12 protein-coding genes are annotated in these 18,152 nt (G+C 60.6%); 3 read left to right on the forward strand and 9 right to left on the reverse strand.

What is annotated here, in order from left to right; translation table 11 throughout:
• The 6 genes from KQ933_RS18815 to KQ933_RS18840 form a co-directional block, all read right to left on the reverse strand.
• On the reverse strand, positions 1–1,038 hold the full coding sequence (locus tag KQ933_RS18815) for an ABC transporter ATP-binding protein (RefSeq protein ID WP_216756266.1): 1,038 nt from the start codon (positions 1,036–1,038) through the stop codon (positions 1–3).
• Positions 1,035–2,633, reverse strand: a complete 1,599-nt coding sequence (locus tag KQ933_RS18820) for an iron ABC transporter permease (protein WP_253958253.1) — start codon at positions 2,631–2,633, stop codon at positions 1,035–1,037. The genes KQ933_RS18815 and KQ933_RS18820 overlap by 4 nt, the downstream gene beginning before the upstream one ends.
• Positions 2,634–2,766: 133 nt before the next feature.
• Complete coding sequence (locus tag KQ933_RS18825) at positions 2,767–3,801, reverse strand: iron ABC transporter substrate-binding protein (protein WP_216756268.1); 1,035 nt, start codon at positions 3,799–3,801, stop codon at positions 2,767–2,769.
• 206 nt (positions 3,802–4,007) lie between these two features.
• Positions 4,008–5,546 (reverse strand): aldehyde dehydrogenase family protein, encoded by a 1,539-nt coding sequence (locus tag KQ933_RS18830; protein WP_216756269.1) that lies wholly within the window; start codon positions 5,544–5,546, stop codon positions 4,008–4,010.
• Positions 5,547–5,571: 25 nt separating this feature from the next.
• Positions 5,572–6,855, reverse strand: a complete 1,284-nt coding sequence (locus KQ933_RS18835; protein WP_216756270.1) for an FAD-binding oxidoreductase — start codon at positions 6,853–6,855, stop codon at positions 5,572–5,574.
• A gap of 69 nt (positions 6,856–6,924) precedes the next feature.
• The gene (locus tag KQ933_RS18840; RefSeq protein ID WP_253958254.1) at positions 6,925–8,331 is read right to left on the reverse strand and encodes a VOC family protein; all 1,407 of its coding nucleotides are present in this window, start codon (positions 8,329–8,331) and stop codon (positions 6,925–6,927) included.
• Between the two features lie 102 nt (positions 8,332–8,433).
• Between KQ933_RS18840 and KQ933_RS18845 the strand changes: the two genes are divergently transcribed.
• The 3 genes from KQ933_RS18845 to KQ933_RS18855 all read left to right on the forward strand — a co-directional run bounded on the left by KQ933_RS18845 (position 8,434) and on the right by KQ933_RS18855 (position 10,920).
• Positions 8,434–9,342 (forward strand): LysR family transcriptional regulator, encoded by a 909-nt coding sequence (locus KQ933_RS18845; RefSeq protein ID WP_216756272.1) that lies wholly within the window; start codon positions 8,434–8,436, stop codon positions 9,340–9,342.
• A 71-nt stretch (positions 9,343–9,413) separates the two neighbouring features.
• Positions 9,414–9,650 carry an Lrp/AsnC ligand binding domain-containing protein gene (locus KQ933_RS18850; protein WP_216756273.1) on the forward strand — a complete coding sequence of 79 codons (237 nt, stop codon included), beginning with the start codon at positions 9,414–9,416 and terminating at the stop codon, positions 9,648–9,650.
• 115 nt (positions 9,651–9,765) lie between these two features.
• Positions 9,766–10,920, forward strand: coding sequence for a glycosyltransferase family 4 protein (locus KQ933_RS18855; protein WP_253958255.1), 1,155 nt, complete (start codon positions 9,766–9,768; stop codon positions 10,918–10,920).
• Between the two features lie 116 nt (positions 10,921–11,036).
• On the opposite strand, the gene KQ933_RS18860 is transcribed toward KQ933_RS18855, so the two are convergent.
• The 3 genes from KQ933_RS18860 to KQ933_RS18870 form a co-directional block, all read right to left on the reverse strand.
• Positions 11,037–14,348 (reverse strand): alpha/beta fold hydrolase, encoded by a 3,312-nt coding sequence (locus KQ933_RS18860; RefSeq protein WP_216756275.1) that lies wholly within the window; start codon positions 14,346–14,348, stop codon positions 11,037–11,039.
• 89 nt (positions 14,349–14,437) lie between these two features.
• Entirely contained in the window at positions 14,438–15,616 is a 1,179-nt protein-coding gene (locus KQ933_RS18865; protein ID WP_216758949.1) for a glycosyltransferase family 4 protein, read from the reverse strand.
• Between the two features lie 45 nt (positions 15,617–15,661).
• On the reverse strand, positions 15,662–18,136 hold the full coding sequence (locus KQ933_RS18870) for a glycoside hydrolase family 2 protein (RefSeq protein WP_216756276.1): 2,475 nt from the start codon (positions 18,134–18,136) through the stop codon (positions 15,662–15,664).
• Between the last annotated feature and the right edge of the window lie 16 nt (positions 18,137–18,152).

Below are 18,152 nucleotides of genomic sequence, written 5' to 3' on the forward strand. Positions count from 1 at the left end.
TTAGCGCACGAAAACATGGGCCTTGCCGGCGATATCGAGGCGAACGAGATCGCCCCGCGCCGGCAATGCTACACTTGAGGTCTTGATCAGGATCGGCGGCAGGGCGACAGCAGCAAGCGACACCGCCACCGTGCAGGTCGCACCGCCGAATTCCACATCCACGACACGCCCGCCATATTTCGCATTCGCCTCATCGACGACGACGCGAATCTGCTCCGGCCGCAGCATGATTTCCGCTTTACCCTGGTGGGCTCCCTCAACCGGCACATTGCCGAGCGCACAATCGGCAAAACCATTCTTGATGATCGCCGGCAGCATCACCGCATCACCGAGGAATAGCGCCGTCTCTCGGTCACGCGGCTTGAGATAGAGCGTCTGCGGCGTGCCGGCCTGTACAAGCCTCCCCTCGCGCAAGACCGCAACCTGATCGGCAAATGAAAGGGCCTCGCCCTGATCGTGTGTCACGAGGATCGCGGTAATGCCTGCCGTCTGCAGCACGCGGGCGACAGCCTTGCGCATATTTTCCCTGAGGCCCGTATCGAGCGCCGAAAACGGTTCGTCGAGCAGCATGAGGCGCGGCCGGCGGCCAAGCGCACGAGCAAGCGCCACGCGCTGCTGCTGACCACCCGAAAGCTGGTGCGGACGACGCTCCAGCATGCCGCGGTCGAGCTCCACCATTTCGAGAAGGTCGAAGATGCGCTTTTCGCGATCCGGTGCACCGCGCTCGAATCCGAAACCGATATTCTCCGCCACGCTGAGATGAGGAAAGAGCGCGCCATCCTGCGAGACGATACCGATACCGCGCTTGTGGGCAGGCACGCAGGCCGGCCCGTCAGCCAGAACCTCGCCATCGAGTATCACCCGGCCGATGTCCGGCTGTTCGAAGCCGGCGATGATCCGCAGCAACGTCGTCTTGCCGGAGCCGGAGGGACCGACGACCGCCGTGCGGCTGCCCGCCTGCACTTCAAGCGAGATATCCTTCAAGGCTTGAACCGGTCCGTACCGCTTGCTGATAGTGTCGATCGTAAGCAGCGTCATTGGCCGGCAGTCCGTTTCGATTGGGCATAGAGCATGAGGGTAAGCGGCAGCGACAGCACGACCATCATGAAGGCATAGGGTGCCGCCGAGACATAATCGATCTCGCTGGTCAGCGACCAGAATTTCGTCGCCAGCGTGTCAACGCCGTTCGGCGAGAGCATCAGCGTCGCCGTCAGCTCGTTGGTGATGCCGAGCGCTGCAAGCGCCACACTGGCGGCGGCCCCTGGCGCAGCAAGACGCATGGTGATCTGCCGCGCTGCTTGTCCCGGCGTGCGGCCAAGGCCCATCGCCGCACGCTCCAGCTCGACAGGCGCCTGCGCGATGCTGGCGCGCAGGCCGACCATGGCACGCGGCAGGAAGAGCAGCACATAGGCGACAAGCAGCGTCGCAAACGTCTGGTAGAGCGGCAGTACGAGACGGACGGTAATGGAAATAAGCGCCAAGGCCACGACTACGCCCGGCAGCGAGCCGACATAATAGTGGCAGGCTTCGAGAATACGCTGGAAGCGGCCCGGCGCGCGCACCGAGAGCCAGGCCATGGGCGCTGCGGCGACCGTCGCCAGCACACCGCCTGCGATGGCGAGAACGATCGTCTGCGCAAAGGCGCTCACCACCTCGATACGCCAGATGCCGAGCCCACCGAGATAGAGCCAACGGCCGAGCGTGATCAGCGGCACGCCGAGCGCCAGCACTGCAAGGATGATCGGCAGAGTCACGGCCGGTACCACGAACCAGCCGAGCCGGCGTCGATCAGCCGGTCGCGCGGAGCCGGAGCCGACGCGCGCATAGCGCTCGTTGCCGCGCAGCAGAATCTCGAGACCGAGCAGGAACAGGCAGCAGCCGACGAGCACGCCGCCGAGCATGTTGGAAGCCGGGCTGTTATAGGAAGACTGGAACTGATCGACGATCGCAGTCGCGAACGTGTCGAAGCGGATCATCACGAACAGCCCGTATTCCGAAAGCAGATGCAGCGCGATCAGCAGCGAGCCGCCGCAGATCGCAAGGCGGAGCTGCGGCAGGATCGTCCGGAAGAAGACGCGCCACGGATCGAGGCCGAGAGAGGCAGCAGCATCCTCAATCGCCGGATCGAGCCGACGCAGTGCCGCCGCGACCGGCAGATACAGAAACGGATAATAGGCAAGCACCGAAACGAAGGCGCCGCTTTGCAACCCGCGCATGCCCGGAAGCAGGCTCACCCAGGCATAGGAATGCACGAAGGCCGGCACAGCGAGCGGGGCAATGGCGAGCCACGCCCAGAGCCGCGCAAGCGGGATATCCGTCCGCTCTGTCAGCCAGGCGAGCGTGACGGCAAGGACGATCGACAGCGGAATGGTGATCGATTCCAGCAGAACCGTATTGACGAGAAGCTCGCCGACGCGCGGGCGGATGACCAGCGTCTTCACCGTTTCCCAGCCGACGTCATAGGTCACCCAGGCGATGAAGCCGAGCGGCACGAGGCTGAAGATCGCCACGATGGATGCAAGGAGGACTACGGAAGCGTGCGGCATGCGTCCGCGCGGCAAAACCATTGGCCCGGCCCCCGACGCCACCGGCGTCTTATTGCCGGATGCGAGCAATCTGTTGTCCTGCAGCAAGGCCTATGCCTTCACACGCTGAAAAAGGAAGGCAACCGCCTTTGAAGAGCGGTTGCCGGATTTTGTCATGCCCTAAGGTTTTCTTGAGCCAAAAGCAATAGTTTTGACCGGAAGAAGACTGCGGCAGAAAGGCTTAGATCAGCCCTGCGGCCGTCATCAGCTCCACGACCTTCTTGCTGTCGAGGGTCGAAGCTTCGACCTTTGGTGCGTTGAGGTCGGCAAGCGGCACCAGCTTGTCGTTGGAAGCTGCATCCTTGCCGACGGCATATTCAAAGGAATCGCCATCCTTGAGCACCGCTTGACCGGCCTTGCTGGTGAGGTACTTGATGAAAGTCTGGGCTTCCTTCATATGCTGCGTGGACTTCAGGATACCGCCGCCCGAAACGCTGACGAAAGCGCCTGGATCCTGGTTCTTGAAATAGTGCAGGCCGACATTCTTGCTGTTCTCGCCGGTCTTCGCCTGATCGCCGAACCAGTAATAGTGATAGATGATCGCGCCTTCGACTTCACCGGCATTGACGGCCTTCATGGCGACGCTGTTGCCCTTGTAGGGGGTGGCGTTGTCCTTGAGACCCTTCAGCCAAGCCTTGGTGGCGTCTTCGCCCTTCAGCTGCAGGAAGGCCGCAACGATCGCCTGGAAGTCTGCGCCGGCAGGAGCTGCACCCCAACGTCCCTTCCAGGCCGGATCCTGGAGTTCGAGCATCGACTTCGGCAGCTTGTCTTCCGTCAGCTTCGTCTTGTCATAGGCAAAAACGGTGGTGCGGGCGGCAATGCCGGTCCACATGCCATCAGCCGGGCGGTACTGTTCCGGAACCTGATCCAGCGTATCCTTCTCGATCGGCGCGAACAGGCCGGCGCCGTCGACAAGCGACATCGCCGGCGAGTTTTCGGTCAGGAATACGTCGGCAGGCGATGCATCGCCTTCCTGGATGATCTGGTTGGCGAACTGCATGTCGCTGCCCTGGCGCATGGTGACCTTGATACCGGTCTCCTTGGTAAAGACATCGATCCATTCGCGGCCGAGGCTTTCGTGCTGGGCGTTGTAAACGACGATACCTTCGGACTCCTGCGCATTGGCGCTGCCGGCGAGTGCGGTGGCGGCTAGAAGCGAAAGAAGCGAAGCGGCAAGCACGAGCGCGCCGGAAAGACGGTTAAGAGCAGTTTTCATGATGACCTCCGTGGCGATGTCACCCGAGCTTCCAAGGGTGATGGCAGGCGTATATTTTTGTTGACTGATTACTTCAAGTTTCGGGGTCAAAAAAATCATCACAATATCTTGACTTAATTTTTCATATTACCGGGAATAAATCCGGGATTGATCAAAAAAAGGCGACGCTCAAGAGGCGTCGCCTTCCGATGCTTCAACAGCTTAAATTACTCGACGTCAAACTTGACGCCTTGCGCCAAGGGCAGGGTCTTGCCGTAGTTGACGGTATTGGTCGAGCGCCGCATGTAAGCCTTCCAGGCGTCCGAACCTGACTCACGGCCGCCGCCGGTTTCCTTCTCGCCACCGAAGGCGCCGCCGATTTCCGCACCTGACGGTCCGATATTGACGTTGGCGATGCCGCAATCCGAGCCACGCGAAGACAAGAACGTCTCGGCTTCACGCATATTGTTGGTGAAGATCGAGGATGACAGACCCTGCGGCACGGCATTGTGCAAGTCCAGCACCGTGTCGAAGTCGCTATATTTGATGACATAGAGGATCGGGGCGAAGGTTTCGTGCTCGACAGGGCCGGTCTGTTCCGGCATTTCCACGAGCGCAGGGCGAACATAAAAGGCTTCAGCCGAACCGTTCTCAACGCGCTCACCACCGACGACAGCGCCGCCGGCAGCCTTTGCCTGGCCGAGGGCCGACTGCATCTTTTCGAAGGCCTGACCATCAATAAGCGGGCCAACGAGCGTACCGGTTTCCAGCGGGTTGCCGATCGTTACCGAATCGTAGGCCTTTTTCAGACGCGGCACGAGTTGGTCGTAGACGCTCTCATGCACGAAGAGGCGGCGCAGGGTGGTGCAGCGCTGGCCGGCTGTACCCATGGCCGCGAAGGCGACGCCGCGGAGCGTCAGGTCGAGATCGGCCGTCGGGCAAACGATCGCAGCGTTGTTGCCGCCGAGTTCGAGGATCGCGCGGGCAAAACGCTGCGACAGGCGCGGACCGACCGCACGGCCCATGGCCGTGGAGCCGGTTGCCGAAACCAGCGGAATTTTCGGATGGTCGACCAGCACTTCGCCGATTTCGCGGCCGCCGATCAGCAGCGTGGAGAGATTTGCGGGAGCCTTGCCGCCTTCAGCGACGAAACGCTTCAGCGCCTTCTCGAACAGGGCCTGCACCGCAAGTCCCGTCAGCGGCGTCTTTTCCGAGGGCTTCCAGACGGTGGCATTGCCGCAGACGATGGCAAGCGCCGCATTCCACGACCAGACTGCAACCGGGAAGTTGAAAGCCGAGATGATGCCGATGGCGCCGAGCGGATGCCAGCTTTCCATCATGCGGTGCTCGGCACGTTCGGTGGCGATCGTCAGGCCATAAAGTTGGCGGGAAAGACCGACCGCGAAATCGCAGATATCGATCATCTCCTGCACTTCGCCGAGGCCTTCGGAAGTGATCTTGCCCACTTCGATCGAAACGAGCCGGCCGAGTGCTGCCTTGGAAGAGCGCAATTCTTCGCCGAGCAGACGGATCAGCTCACCGCGCTTCGGCGCCGGAACGGCCCGCCATTCGAGGAAGGCCTTGTGGGCCGCGTCGATCGCCGCCTTGGCATCCGCGACGGAATGCTCCTTCAGCTTGCCGATTTCCTTGCCTGTTATCGGCGAGGAAACGGAAAGTGTCCCGCCCGTATAGCTTTTGGCATCGACGCCGAGATCGGCGAGCAGCTTGGCGGTTTCGGTGGCGAGATCGAGGACGGCGATGTTCATTGTCTTGGTTCCAGTCTTGTTGTTCTCAGAAACGGGCATCCGCGAAATGGGCGACCTGAGCGCCGGCTTCGTACCATAGTTCCCTGAGCGCGCGGAAGCTCGGCTCACGCGGATCGGTCAGCGGCAGCGGCAGGTCCGCCTCGCCGACCCGGCCAAGGATATGTTCCGCCAACGTGCGGCCGAATATCGTGCCGGGCGCGATCCCACGGCCATTGTAGCCCGAAAAACCAATAACGTTGGGGGCGAATTTGTGGAAGCGCGGCAGCGCATTGTCGGTCATGCCGATCTGACCATACCACTCGCATTCGAACTCGACATCGCCGATTTCAGGGAAGAGCCGCTTCAACGAGCGTTTGGCCCAGCCCTTGTGAACGGAAAGGCCGGTATTGCGCAGCGCCCCGACACTGCCGAAGACCAGTCGCCCTGCCTGATCCATCCGGAAGGACGAGAGGATCTCCTTCGTATCCCAAACGCCTTCGCGATTGGGCAGGATCGACTGGCGCAAATTATGGCCGAGCGGCACGGTGGCGAAATTGAAATAGGGCAGAAACACTTGCTCGTTACGAACCTGCTCCCAGGGGCCGGTGCTATAGGCGTCGGTCGCGACGATGATCCAGTCGGCAGTGACCTGCCCCTGCGCCGTCTTCACCACCCAGCGGCTGCCCCGACGCTCCGTTGCGATGACCGGGCTCGCCGTGTGCAGCACGCCCCCCACCTTCTGCGCGGCATGGGCAAGCCCGCGCGCATAGGCAAGCGGCTGCAGTGTGCCGGCGCGCATGTCCAGAAGCGATCCGGCATAAGCATTCGTGCCGATACGTTTTGCCGTCTCGTCCGCGTCAAGCAGCATAACGGGCGCCCCGCGCGCCGACCATTGTCTGTAGCGGTCTTCGATTTCCTTCAAGCCGTCGGCACCGACGGCGCAATGCAGCGTGCCCTGCTTTTCGAGCTCGCAGGCGATCCCGTGCTTTTCGATCAACTCCATTACCAGTCGCGGCGCATTGCCGAGCAGATCGAGCAGCCGTTCGCCGTAGACAGGGCCGAGCACGCCGGGAAGATCATCCGGCATGACCCACATTCCCGCATTGATCAGGCCGACATTGCGTCCTGCCCCACCGAAGCCGATCTCCTTCGCTTCGAGCAGCACGACCCGCGACCCCGCCTCGGCCAGATGCAGACCGGAGGAAAGGCCGGTATAACCGCCGCCGACAATGACGACATCAGCCTCCACAGCACCCGACAGTGCAGACGTGACAGGTGGCTGAGGAGCAGTCTTTTCCCATAGGCCGTGGGAGCGCGGATCATTGAGCATCGGACAGTCCAATCAGGATCGAAATCAGCACTCTAGCGCCGCCTCAGCTCTCGCGGAAGCGGCCAAATATCAGACGACCGTCTTCAGCTTCAGACCGGAAAGGCCGAGCTTTTCCATAGCCATGTCCAGCGAAGCAGTCTGCCGCTCGGCATAAAGCGCGAGCTCATCCTGCACATCAGCGCCGAGCGCTTCCTCGAAGGCTGCCCGGTTCGAGCGCATCGCATAATTCTGCTGCTGATCGGTACCGAGGTTCGACTGGAATATACCGGCCGCACTCACGGGCAGGAAATCCTCGTAGATGATAGGATCAAAGCGAAGATAGCCCTTGGCGATGAGAATTTCCGGATCGGAGGGGAGTTTCCCCCTCGCCGCAATGCCTTCAGGGGACGCCGAATAGTGGAAGAAGGCTAGCCCTTCGCGCCGCAGTTCGTCCCAGCTGTCCGGCAGCGCTTTGAAGCGCTCGGTGAGCTCGGTATCGTAGTCCCCGGCCTTGGCGCCGGATGCCCCGACCTGCACTTCACTGCGCACCGAAGCAAGCAGCCGATCATAGAGCGCCCGGCCCTTGGCCGTCAGCGCCACGCCGCGCTGTTCGATCTCGCCGAAGCGAGCCGTATGCGTGCCTGATGTCGTCCCGGCCGCTCCGGTAAAGGCGATCGGTTCTTCCAGCGCCTTGAAGCTCGTCTGCCGCAGCAGGATATCGCAATTGCGCCGCGGCGGCCCCTCGATGACGGCCTTGGGCGTGATGCCACGTTCCGGCATGCGCCGCTGCACTTCGTCAATATCGAGCGTGCGCGGCGTCAGATGGTTGATATGCGGCCCTTTGAAGCTGACGACATCGGCAATAAGACGGTGCGCGTCATGCAGACGCTTGTAGGTCTCAGCGCCGACCGTCGCCTCGCCATGCCAGCGGAAGGTCTCCAGTGCCTCGGCGACGAATTCCGTCGCTTTCGCTTCCGTCAGCCCGCCAGCCCTCTCGTGCTGCTCGATAAGCGCGATGGCGCGTGGGGTATAAATTCGCCGTTTTGCGAGAATGGCCTCGGCTTCGACACGTAACTGCTCATCCTCGATGAGCTCCAGTCGCAGAAGCGAGGTGAAAACACGGAACGGATTGACGTTCAGCGCTGCTTCTTCGACCGGCCTGAAACAGGTGGAATGCACGGGAACGCCGGCGACCGAAAGATCGTAGTAGCCAACCGACCGCATGCCCATGACCGCAAAGAGCCGGCGGATCGTGAAGAGCTCCCCGGCAGTTCCGAGACGGATCGCACCGTGGCGCTCGACATCGATGCGCTCAAGTTCGCCTGCACGCCGAAGCCGCGCGCTCAATTCCCCGTCTTTTGCGAGAACTTCGGCGTTGACCTCCCCCACAAGCTCGATCAGCGTGCCGTATTGCGGAACCTCCGTCCGGTACATCTGCGACATGGCTTCGGTAAAAAGCGAACGGATACGGTCCGTGGAGACGAAAGCGCCGGGCATGAAGAACTCCGCGTTCATTCCGATTTTGCAGGATGAAGTTCTTTACAAGCCGGTCGGAGCGATGAATATCGACGCTTCGGAAACAGTTCATTCTGAAATGGAATGATTATGCTCACTCCTAGGCGCTTTTTGCCGTCAACGTCCCACCTCGCCGCCTTCGAAGCGGTCGCCCGTACCGGCAGTGTGACGGCAGCGGCCCGCGAGCTCGACTTGACGCAGAGCGCCGTCAGCCGTCAGATCAAGGCGCTGGAGGAACAGCTTGGCGTCGAACTCTTCCTGCGCGAGCGCCAGACGGTGCGCCTTACCCTTGCCGGCGATGCCTATGCGCGGGAAATCCGCGAGGCACTGCGGCGTATCTCCAGCGCTTCGCTGAATCTGCGCGCCAATCCGCACGGCGGCACGCTGAACCTCGCCATCCTGCCAACCTTCGGCACACGCTGGCTGGCGCCACGCCTTGGTCGATTCCTTTCTGCCAATCCGGGTGTCACGATCAACCTGGTCACCCGGCTTTCCTCTTTCGATTTCCGTCTCGATTCCATCGATGCCGCCATCCACTTCGGCCATCCGCACTGGCCGGGTGCGGAACTCGCCTTCCTCATGTCGGAACGCACGCTGCCCGCCTGTAGCCCGGACTTCCTCAAACGCAACGCAATTTCCCATCCGGAAGATCTGCTGACAGTACCCCTCCTGCATCTGACGACGCGACCCGATGCGTGGGAGCGTTGGTTCGCGGATAACGGTGTCGCCTTTGAAAGCGTGCACGGCATGCTGTTCGACCAGTTTGCGACGGCTGCACAAGCCGCAATCGCCGGCCTCGGCGTCGCTCTTCTGCCGACGTTCCTCATCCAGGAAGACCTGAAGCGCGGCGATCTCATCGCCGCCGTCAACCGCGAGATGGAAAGCCGCGAGCGCTATTATCTCGCTTTCCCCCCGGAGCGCGCCGACTACGCGCCGCTTGCTGCCTTTCGCGACTGGATTGTCTCTGAGGCCCGTTCGGATCAACAGGCATAAGGAACGGCTTGCATCGCGGCGGCGGTTTCGACCATTATGCGCGCCATCAGAATTCGATGCAGGAAATTCCCATGAAGCCGATCTTCGTCCAGCTCCAGTGCGCGCCCGGCAAGACCTATGAGGTCGCCGATGCCATCTACAAGACCGAACTGGTCTCGGAGCTCTACTCGACATCAGGCAATTACGATCTGTTGCTCAAGATCTATATCGAGGAAGGCCAGGATATCGGCAAGTTCATCAACGACAACATCGCCAATATCCCCGGCATCATTCGTTCGTTGACGACATTGACCTTCAAGGCGTTCTGAAGCGATTAACCCTTTTGCTAATAAAGGCTGCAGCGGCGCGCCTTCATAAACCACCCCTTAAGCACGGACATGGCTGATAATACCCACAAAAAACAGGTGGGAAATGTCCGTCTCCATGAAAGAGACTTTTGAGAACAGGGCGCAGCCGCAGGCCGCACCCCTTGTCGTGCACGTCGTTCGACAATTCCTGCCCAACCGTGGCGGGATGGAGGATGTGGTCGCCAATCTGGCTCGCCAGACGTTGAAACGCGGATATCGCGTTCGCGTCGTCACACTCGATTCGCTCTTCACCGCGCCCCAAGACAAGCTTCCGATATACGAAACCATCGACGGCATCGAGGTCGTCCGGATCCCCTGGTCCGGCACCAGCCGCTATCCGGTCGCGCCACAAGTCTTTCGCCATATCGGCGATGCCGACCTCATCCATGTCCATGCCATAGACTTCTTCTATGACGCACTCGCATGGGGCAGGTTCTTGCACCGCAAACCCATGGTCGTAACGACCCATGGCGGCTTCTTCCACACAAAGAAATACCTGATCATCAAGAAGATCTGGTTCGGTACGCTGACACGGCTTTCTGCAATGGCCTATCGACAGGTCGTTTGCTGCAGCGCGTCCGACCTCAGCCAGTTCATCCGGATCGTTCCTGACGGCATCACCATCGAAAACGGCGCCGATATCGGCAAATTTGCCGATATTGCCTCGCGCGCACCGAAACGGCGCATCGTTACGATTGGGCGTTTTTCTGTAAACAAACGGCTCGATCACCTGCTGGATGCTGGGGTCGCACTCACCAGACGCAATCCGGAGTGGCATCTCGACATTGTCGGTGCCGAATCTGATCTCAATGCCGCCGATCTCCGACGGGAGATCGCCGTAAGGTCGCTGGAGAAGTCCGTCACGCTCACTATCTCGCCGGACAACCAAGCGATCCGCGACATCATCGCCAAGGCTTCGCTCTTCGCTTCCGCTTCGGAATACGAAGGCTTCGGCCTCGTCGCACTGGAAGCGATGAGTGCCGGCCTGCTGCCGGTTCTGAACGCCAATGAGGCTTATCGTGCGCTTGCAGGGAGGCATGAGGCAATCGTGCTCGCTGACTTCACGAGACCGGAAGCGGCCGCAGATGCGATCGAAAGTGCTTACCTGAAAGTCGCTGCCGGAGGTACGATACTGCGGGGGAACCTCATCGATGCCGCCCACGCCTATTCGTGGGACGCCGTGGCGGAGCGCTACATCGACCTTTACCGGTCGATCGGCATTATCGCTTAGAGAAATTCCAGCAAAAGCGCGCAGCGGCTTGTGTCCGCAACTGTGGGAACACAGGGCGACAACGCATTTCCGCCATTCGAGGGAAACCGGAAATGCTCCAGAAAACCAGGAAATTCTCAGACCTTCGCCAGCCGGACAATCTCGTCCAGCACCAGCTTGCGTGATTCCGGCGGTGTCAGATTGTGGTCGGCATCCTGCAGCATCACCAGACGCACATTCGGGTGCCGGGCGAACTTGTGCCCGCGCGGACCGAAGTGGAAATACATATGGTCGAGGCCGACATCGCCTTCGCTGTAGATCAGCGTCAGCGGCACCTTGCGTTTGCCGAGCGTAGCAAAGGAGTGACGCACCTGCCGAGCGACATGGCGTCGTCCCGGGATAAGTTCGACAAGCGGCGCAACGCGCGGCGAAAGCCTGCGGCCGACCGCAATGAAGATATTCTGCAGGGCCGCGAAGACATCGACCTCGCCGCGGAACAGTCGCTTGAGCGTGTCGAGCCGCATCATCCGCTGGCCATAATCATCGACACTGCGCGGAACCGAGACGACATGCTCACGCCGCACCGGCATCTCGGGATCCCAGTAGTAGACGAAGGGATTGATGGAAACGATCGCCTTCAGCCGCTCATCCTCAATACCTGCCCGCAGCGCCACATAACCGCCGCTGCAGCGCCCGGCAACCATGATCGGACCGGAGACGAAGCTTTCCAGCAGATCGAGCGAGGCGAGTGCATCGTCCGTCTGCGTCGCCGAATAGAGAACCTGCTCCGGCGCATCCGGACGCGGAACGCTGTCGCCGACATTGGCAGAATCGAAGCGCAGCGAAACCACGCCCTGACGCGCCAGCGCGCGCGCCATATCGACCGTCGTACGGCCCCAACCGGCATGCCGGTCATAGGCCGTCGACATGAAAAGAACAGCATTGCCCTTGATCTCGCCCTGCGGCCGGCTGACGACACCGATGAGATGCTGGAAGGCGCCGAAACGTACCGGAACTTCCTCAAAGCCGTCGCCCACGAGCGCCTGATTTTCGATCACTTGCAATGAGTGCTCGGCTGATCTTGAGGGCGTAGTCGTTTCGCCGAGCCATTCGGAAAGCAGCTCGATGACCGCCATCGGCGTCTTGGCAAAGAGCGGGTTCGTGACCAGTTCGTCATAACCTTCGAAAACGCGTTGCTCGACATTGCCGCCGAGCGCCTTCAACGCGTCAGCGAAGGCCGTATCGTCGACGCGAACCGGGCGTTCCAGTATGAGATAATTCGGCGCCGCCAGGCCCTGTGGTGAACTGAGGTTGAGCTTGCCGATTTCCGCGGCAATCGCGTCCGGCAGGGTCAATCCGGCGATCTGGACCTGGGTGCTCGGCGCATGTTCCTTGCCGAGACCGAGGTCGGCATGGATGATCCGCGACCACATATTGATCTCGCGCAAATGCCCCCTGCCGCTCAGAACAGGTGCAAGCAGCACGACGTTGTCGACGCCCTCGATCGTATGGCCGGTCAGATGGACAAGCGTGCCGCCGAGACCCTGACCGACAAGAACGATCTGCGAGCAACCACTGAGTGCCTTCAGCTTCGCAGCAGCCGCGCGGATGGAATTCTTCCAGATTTCGAGGCTCGGTGTGTGATCACCGAAATCCAGCGCGTCGCCCGTGCCTGTATAGTCGAAACGCAAGCTCGGAACGCCGATATCGGAGAAGTGCTCTGCAGCCACGCGGTAGAATTTCCGTGTGCACATTTCCTCGAAACCCCAGGGACTGACGAAGAGAACGGCAGCCGAGCGTTTTACGACATCGGGCTTTTCCGGCATGAAGAGACCGATCGTCCCATCGAAGACAACAGGAAGGGCGGCGGCGCGGCCGGCGCCTTCTGCCAGCTCACGCGAAAATTCCTCGTTGACCGGCCTTTTCTCTTTCCCTTCGGGGGTCGGCGCGGTGATGAAATTGACCGCGCGCCTTGCCGTTCCCTGTAGCAGCGCTGGCATCTTATCAAGGATCGAACGCAGGACATGAATATCCTCGGCCGGAACGGCGCGGAAGACCTTTAGCGCAGCAAAATAGGTAAACGTGCCGGCGATGATCGCAACGATAAGACCAATCGGCCCCTGGAAGATCTCAAGCGCGGTAATGGCGCCGCAAGCGCAAAATACCGCCGCAAGAGTAATCTTCGCAAGGCTTAGATAAAGGCTCGAAAGCTGAGTTCCGAATCCCGTTTGTCTGACCATCATTACCGACATCGCAACAAATACGGCGATGCGCACAAGCGCGGCACCCTCAGCGGCCAGCGTAGGTACGATGAGTAAACAACCCACTACCATCAGGAGGCCACCTATCACACTGATTTTCAACCGTACGTTAGCTTTATCGATGGAAAGCAGGTATAGGCTGAGAACCTGCATGAAAGTGTAGGCCGGCGCGACAAGCGCAAGCAGGGCGACAACCCCACCGCTTCGATCGAAGGCTTCGCCGAAGACGACATGCACGAGTTCGCTGGAGATCGCGGCAAGCCCGAGGCTCATGGGCAGCACGATATAGGCCATGCTGCGGATGACAGCGGCAAAGGCCTCAACCGGGAATTTCGAATCGGCACTGGTATGCCGCCGTTCCGAATAATAGGGCAGAAGACTGCCGCTCATCTGGATGGGAAGCTGCAGCGCGATATTGGCGATCGACAGGCCGGCAGCATAGAAGCCGACCATTTCCACTGACCAGAACTGCTGCAGGAAAAGCAGCTCGATACGATTAAGAAAAATCGAATCGATAATGAACTGCATCGACAGGATGACCGAAGACGAAGCCAGATATTTCAGGGAGATGCCGCAGCGGTCACGGCGGGTAAAGAGGATCGGTAAGGTAGCGACGAAAAGCACGAACTGGCCGAGCGCATAACCGACGAGCACACCTTCCACCCCATAAAAGACGGCGCCGATCGCGACGCCTGCGAGTTGGAAGACCGAGACGATCAGCGTCAGCTGGAAGAAGGTGTCGAGCCGCTTTTCGCCGATGAGGTAGAATTTGACGAAGGAACCGATTGCCTGGATGAAGAAAAGGATACCGGTGACCAACGCCACCGACGGCGCGGTATCGGCCCAGTGCATCTCCTCCGACGTCAGGAAGAACATGGCGTAGAGCCCCAGCAGCACGAGCGTGGAGCAGACCATGAAAGTGACGAGGATCGAAGCAAATCCCTTGCGTTGCTCAAGGCCGTAGCCCTGCGCCGAGAGTTGCGGCAGCGTCTTCAGAAGCGTGATGCTGGAGCCGAGTTCGGCAATCGAGGCACCGGTGACGACGAGCCAGAGCGAGAAGGCGACGATGCCGTTGGCCTCGGGCCCGAGCAGGCGCGCGGTTATGATCGAGGACACGAACCCCGTCACCAGAAGCAGCATGCCCGCCGCCGCATTCATCATCGAATTTGCGATAATGCCCTTCGACATCTGTCCATCCGTTGCGCGCCGCATCGCGGCCGAAAAACAAGCCATCTCTAAATTGGAAATGTTAAAATAAAGGGGAGTACGCCCTCAGCTCAGCTTGCCTGCATTGCCGAAAGCCTTGAAAGCGCCTTGTCGTAGCTGTGCTCGGCAAGGTGGCGCATCAGATAGTCTCGAGCCCCCTCCGACTTCCGCCTCGCACCATCAGGATCGTAATAGATGCTCTTCAGATGCGCTGCCGCCGCCAGCGGCGACGGATCGGCCCAGACGGCATCCTTGAGATCGGCAAATTCCGGATGATCATCGATGACGGGAATGAGTGAGGGCGCGACCAGCCAGGTATTATCAGGGTCGCAAAAGTCTGCAGTACCCGACCATCCCGTCGAGACAACGGGCGTGCGGTGCATGATCGCTTCAGCCACCGTCAGACCGAACCCTTCCGAACGATGCAGCGAAAGATAGGCGTTGGAATTACGGATAATGCCGTTGATCTCTGAACTCGCCAGATTGTCGGTAACGATCCTGATGTTAGGGTCGCCCTCGACGGACTGCATGAGCATTCGAAGCGCTTCGTCCCTGCCCGGATTGCCGCTCGCCTTCATCAGCAGGAAGGCATTGGGGCACTCGATGCTGAACAGCCTGAAGGCCTCGATGGCAGCCTGCGGATTCTTGCGGTTGATCGAGGAACCGGCACTGAAAATGAAGGATACGAGGAAGGCATCCTCGGCAATCCCGAATTTCCGCCTGATACCGTCAGCCGCTGGCCGCTCGGTCACCGGATGCGGCACGACGATGACAGGTGCGGTCGTATGCGGCGCGATCGCCCGCCTGGTGAATTCAGAGGGAACGAGGACAGCGTTCATGTAATGCATGGCATTGCGCCATTCCGCCGGCACCACTTCGAGCTCCCAGGCCCAGTAGCCGATGTTGAAGGCGCGGGTGAAATTGCCAAGCCCTTTCTTCAGGATCGCGCGCGGCAGCATGGGCGGATTGAGATGCCATATACGGGTTCCTGGCTGACCCTGGGAAACCTGGGTAGATGCCCACTCCACCAGCTTGCCTTCATCCGGATGCGTGCTGACATCAGCAAGCATGATCTCACGGCCCGCCTGTGAGAGCGCGGCGGCGCAAAGCCGTGCGGATTCGCCGACACCTGCCGCCATCGACAGATAACCGACGACTTCCACTGGCCGGCGCGAGTTGAAAGCAAACCGCGATTTGACGATTAACCGCTGCAGAACATGTCCGCGCACGCTCCGATAGACGCCCCGCAAACCCTCTTCCGCCTGCACTCTGATCGTCATTGCCACTCCCAGCCCTTAAAGCGCGAAACGGCGCGAGGCGCCGACGCTCCTGATTTCGCCTGCCGGCAATGCATCGCCATCTGTACCCGCAGCGGCGATGAGCTTGACCCGCTTGGCAGGACCCGGCGCCAGATGGAACCAGTCTTCTTCCGCTCGATAACCTTCGACATCGATATGGACCGATTGGGCAAGCCTGTCGGTCGCAAGCGTGACGAACCAATCATCGCCCTCACGCATGAAGGATGCCTCGATCGTTGCGTCGTGGAACGCTTTGGTTCGCCCGCGCGGAAAATGGAACGCCTGCGCCAGCAACGCGCCGTCCATGGTCGATCGCAACCATGCGACGCTCACATCATGTGACGGCGCACCAAAACGGAAGGCATAGGCAGCATCGAAGAAGCCGCCGAAGAGATCGGTGCAGGCGATGCGCTCCACGCTTCTGGGATCGAGATTGAAAGCCTTGCTGCCACTCGCTACCTGCTGGCGCCCATCGCGCAGGCAGGCGACATCGAGTTCGACAGCGACCACCTTGTCCGTTTCATTGATAACATGAGCGTAGAGGCCGTTCGTCCCCTCATCGGTGAAGACGAGTTGGACAGGACGGAAGGCGCGGCGCATTGCGTGCCAGACGGGCTTCGGCTCGCCGGTGGAATCGATCACGCCCCAGCCAGCTCCCGGCAACAGATCCTGCAGCGTCCAGACGAGCGCGCCATTGCAAGAAGATCCCTTACGCCTCCATTCGGCAAAGGTCTCCTCCAGCACCTCGCCCGTCACGGCGCGCGAAAGATCGAGATAGCGCTCGGGGTCTTCACGGCGGAGCTTAGCCGGGTCGAGATCGTAGAGAAGCCCGAGATAGAAATCCCTTATATCCTCGAAATCCCAGGAAGCGCCACGGTCGCGCGGCACCCGCTCTTTCCAGAGCGGACTGTGAACCGAGGGCACGTCGAGATACCGCTGCAAGGTCTTTTGCTGCGGCACATGGGCGAAGGCCAGGCTTTCGGCCGCAAAACGGACCTCGGCACGGCGCGCATCCTCGAGCGGCCGCATATAGGCACCGACGCCGTAATAATGCGTGACGCCGGCATTGGGCGAAAAGGGCATGGTCCCGCTATAGGGCGAATTTGGCACATAAGGCACATCCGGCCGCATGCGCTGGCAGATCGCCGGGATGATCTCGTCGGCGATCGGCCCGCTCCAGAAATCCGCCGGGAGACCGAACATCGCCGCCTGCTGGTGGATCTCGCTGCCGCCGCAGAGCACGGCAAGCGAGGGCGAGAGCTGCGCGTCGTGCAGGAACTCCTCCACCTCGGCATGCACATGGCCGATAAAAGCCTTGTCGTTCTTCGGATAATCGAAATTGGCGAACATGAAGTCCTGCCAGACCATCAGCCCAAGTTCGTCGCAGAGCTCGAAGAATTCCGGCGTTTCATAGGCCATGGTCCCGCCGACGCGGATCATGTTCATGCCAGCCTCGGCAGCAAGCCGCAGGTAGGGCTCGTAATCGGCTCGCTCGCCAGGCAGCCGTACGATATCGGCCGTTGTCCAGACCGCGCCGCGGCAGAAGACCCGCTCGCCGTTGACGACCAGCGCGAAATCATTGCCATCAGCACCACCGTCTGCCTCGATACGGCGAAAACCGGTTTTGCCCAGCGAATGTTCTTCACCATCTATAACCAGCGTCACGTCATAGAGATGCGGCACACCATGCGTATGAGGCCACCATGCCTCGATGTCGGAAAGCTTGAGAATCGCCGAATAATGCCGATCGCCGATCTTCTCAAAACCTTGTTCGGCACCAGCGCAACGCAACAGCATCACCGGCTCCTCGCCAGCGGTATAAAGCGAAACGCTAAGCCGCCCCGCGCCATTTTCCTCCAACACCGCGCGCACCGAAACATTATCGACCGAGGCCGCACCCCGGCGCACGAGCGAGATCGGCCGCCACGGCCCGACCGCATGGATTTCCGGGCACCAGCCGGGCATATGCCCGAGCAGCGTCGTGCGGATGTTCTTCAGCCCTTGCGGTGTGATCATCTGCGGGCGCCAGCGGGCTCGCGGTCCGGGTTCGCCAAGGCGGGGGGCGAGCGCCCGGAAGCATAGGGCCAGTTCATCGCCACCTGCGAGCGTCACCGGTATCTCATGGGCGGTGAACATACTCTCGGAGAAAAGGATCTCCACGCCGTTCAGAAAAACATGGCAGACCGTCGCCAGCCCCAGAAAACGCAGGAGCGCCTCTCCCGGCTCCACATCGAAGAGGCGAGTCAGATACCAGGCATCCCTGGTGTTGAGCGCTTGGGCATTTTCCCGGTCGAAAAGCCCGGCTCTTTCCAGCGCAGCCGCGACAGTGCCCGGAACGGGTGCCGGAATGAACTGCGCCGACAGATGGATATCGTGCGGCGTCGCACAAGCGTCAGGCTCGGTCAGAACCAGATTCCATCCTTCGGAAAGCAAGCTTTCCTCAGCCCCGATGCTTGCTAACCGCCCCCGCATGGTCAGATCTCCGGCT

The organism is Rhizobium sp. WYJ-E13 (assembly GCF_018987265.1).
In the GTDB taxonomy this organism is placed as follows: domain Bacteria; phylum Pseudomonadota; class Alphaproteobacteria; order Rhizobiales; family Rhizobiaceae; genus Rhizobium.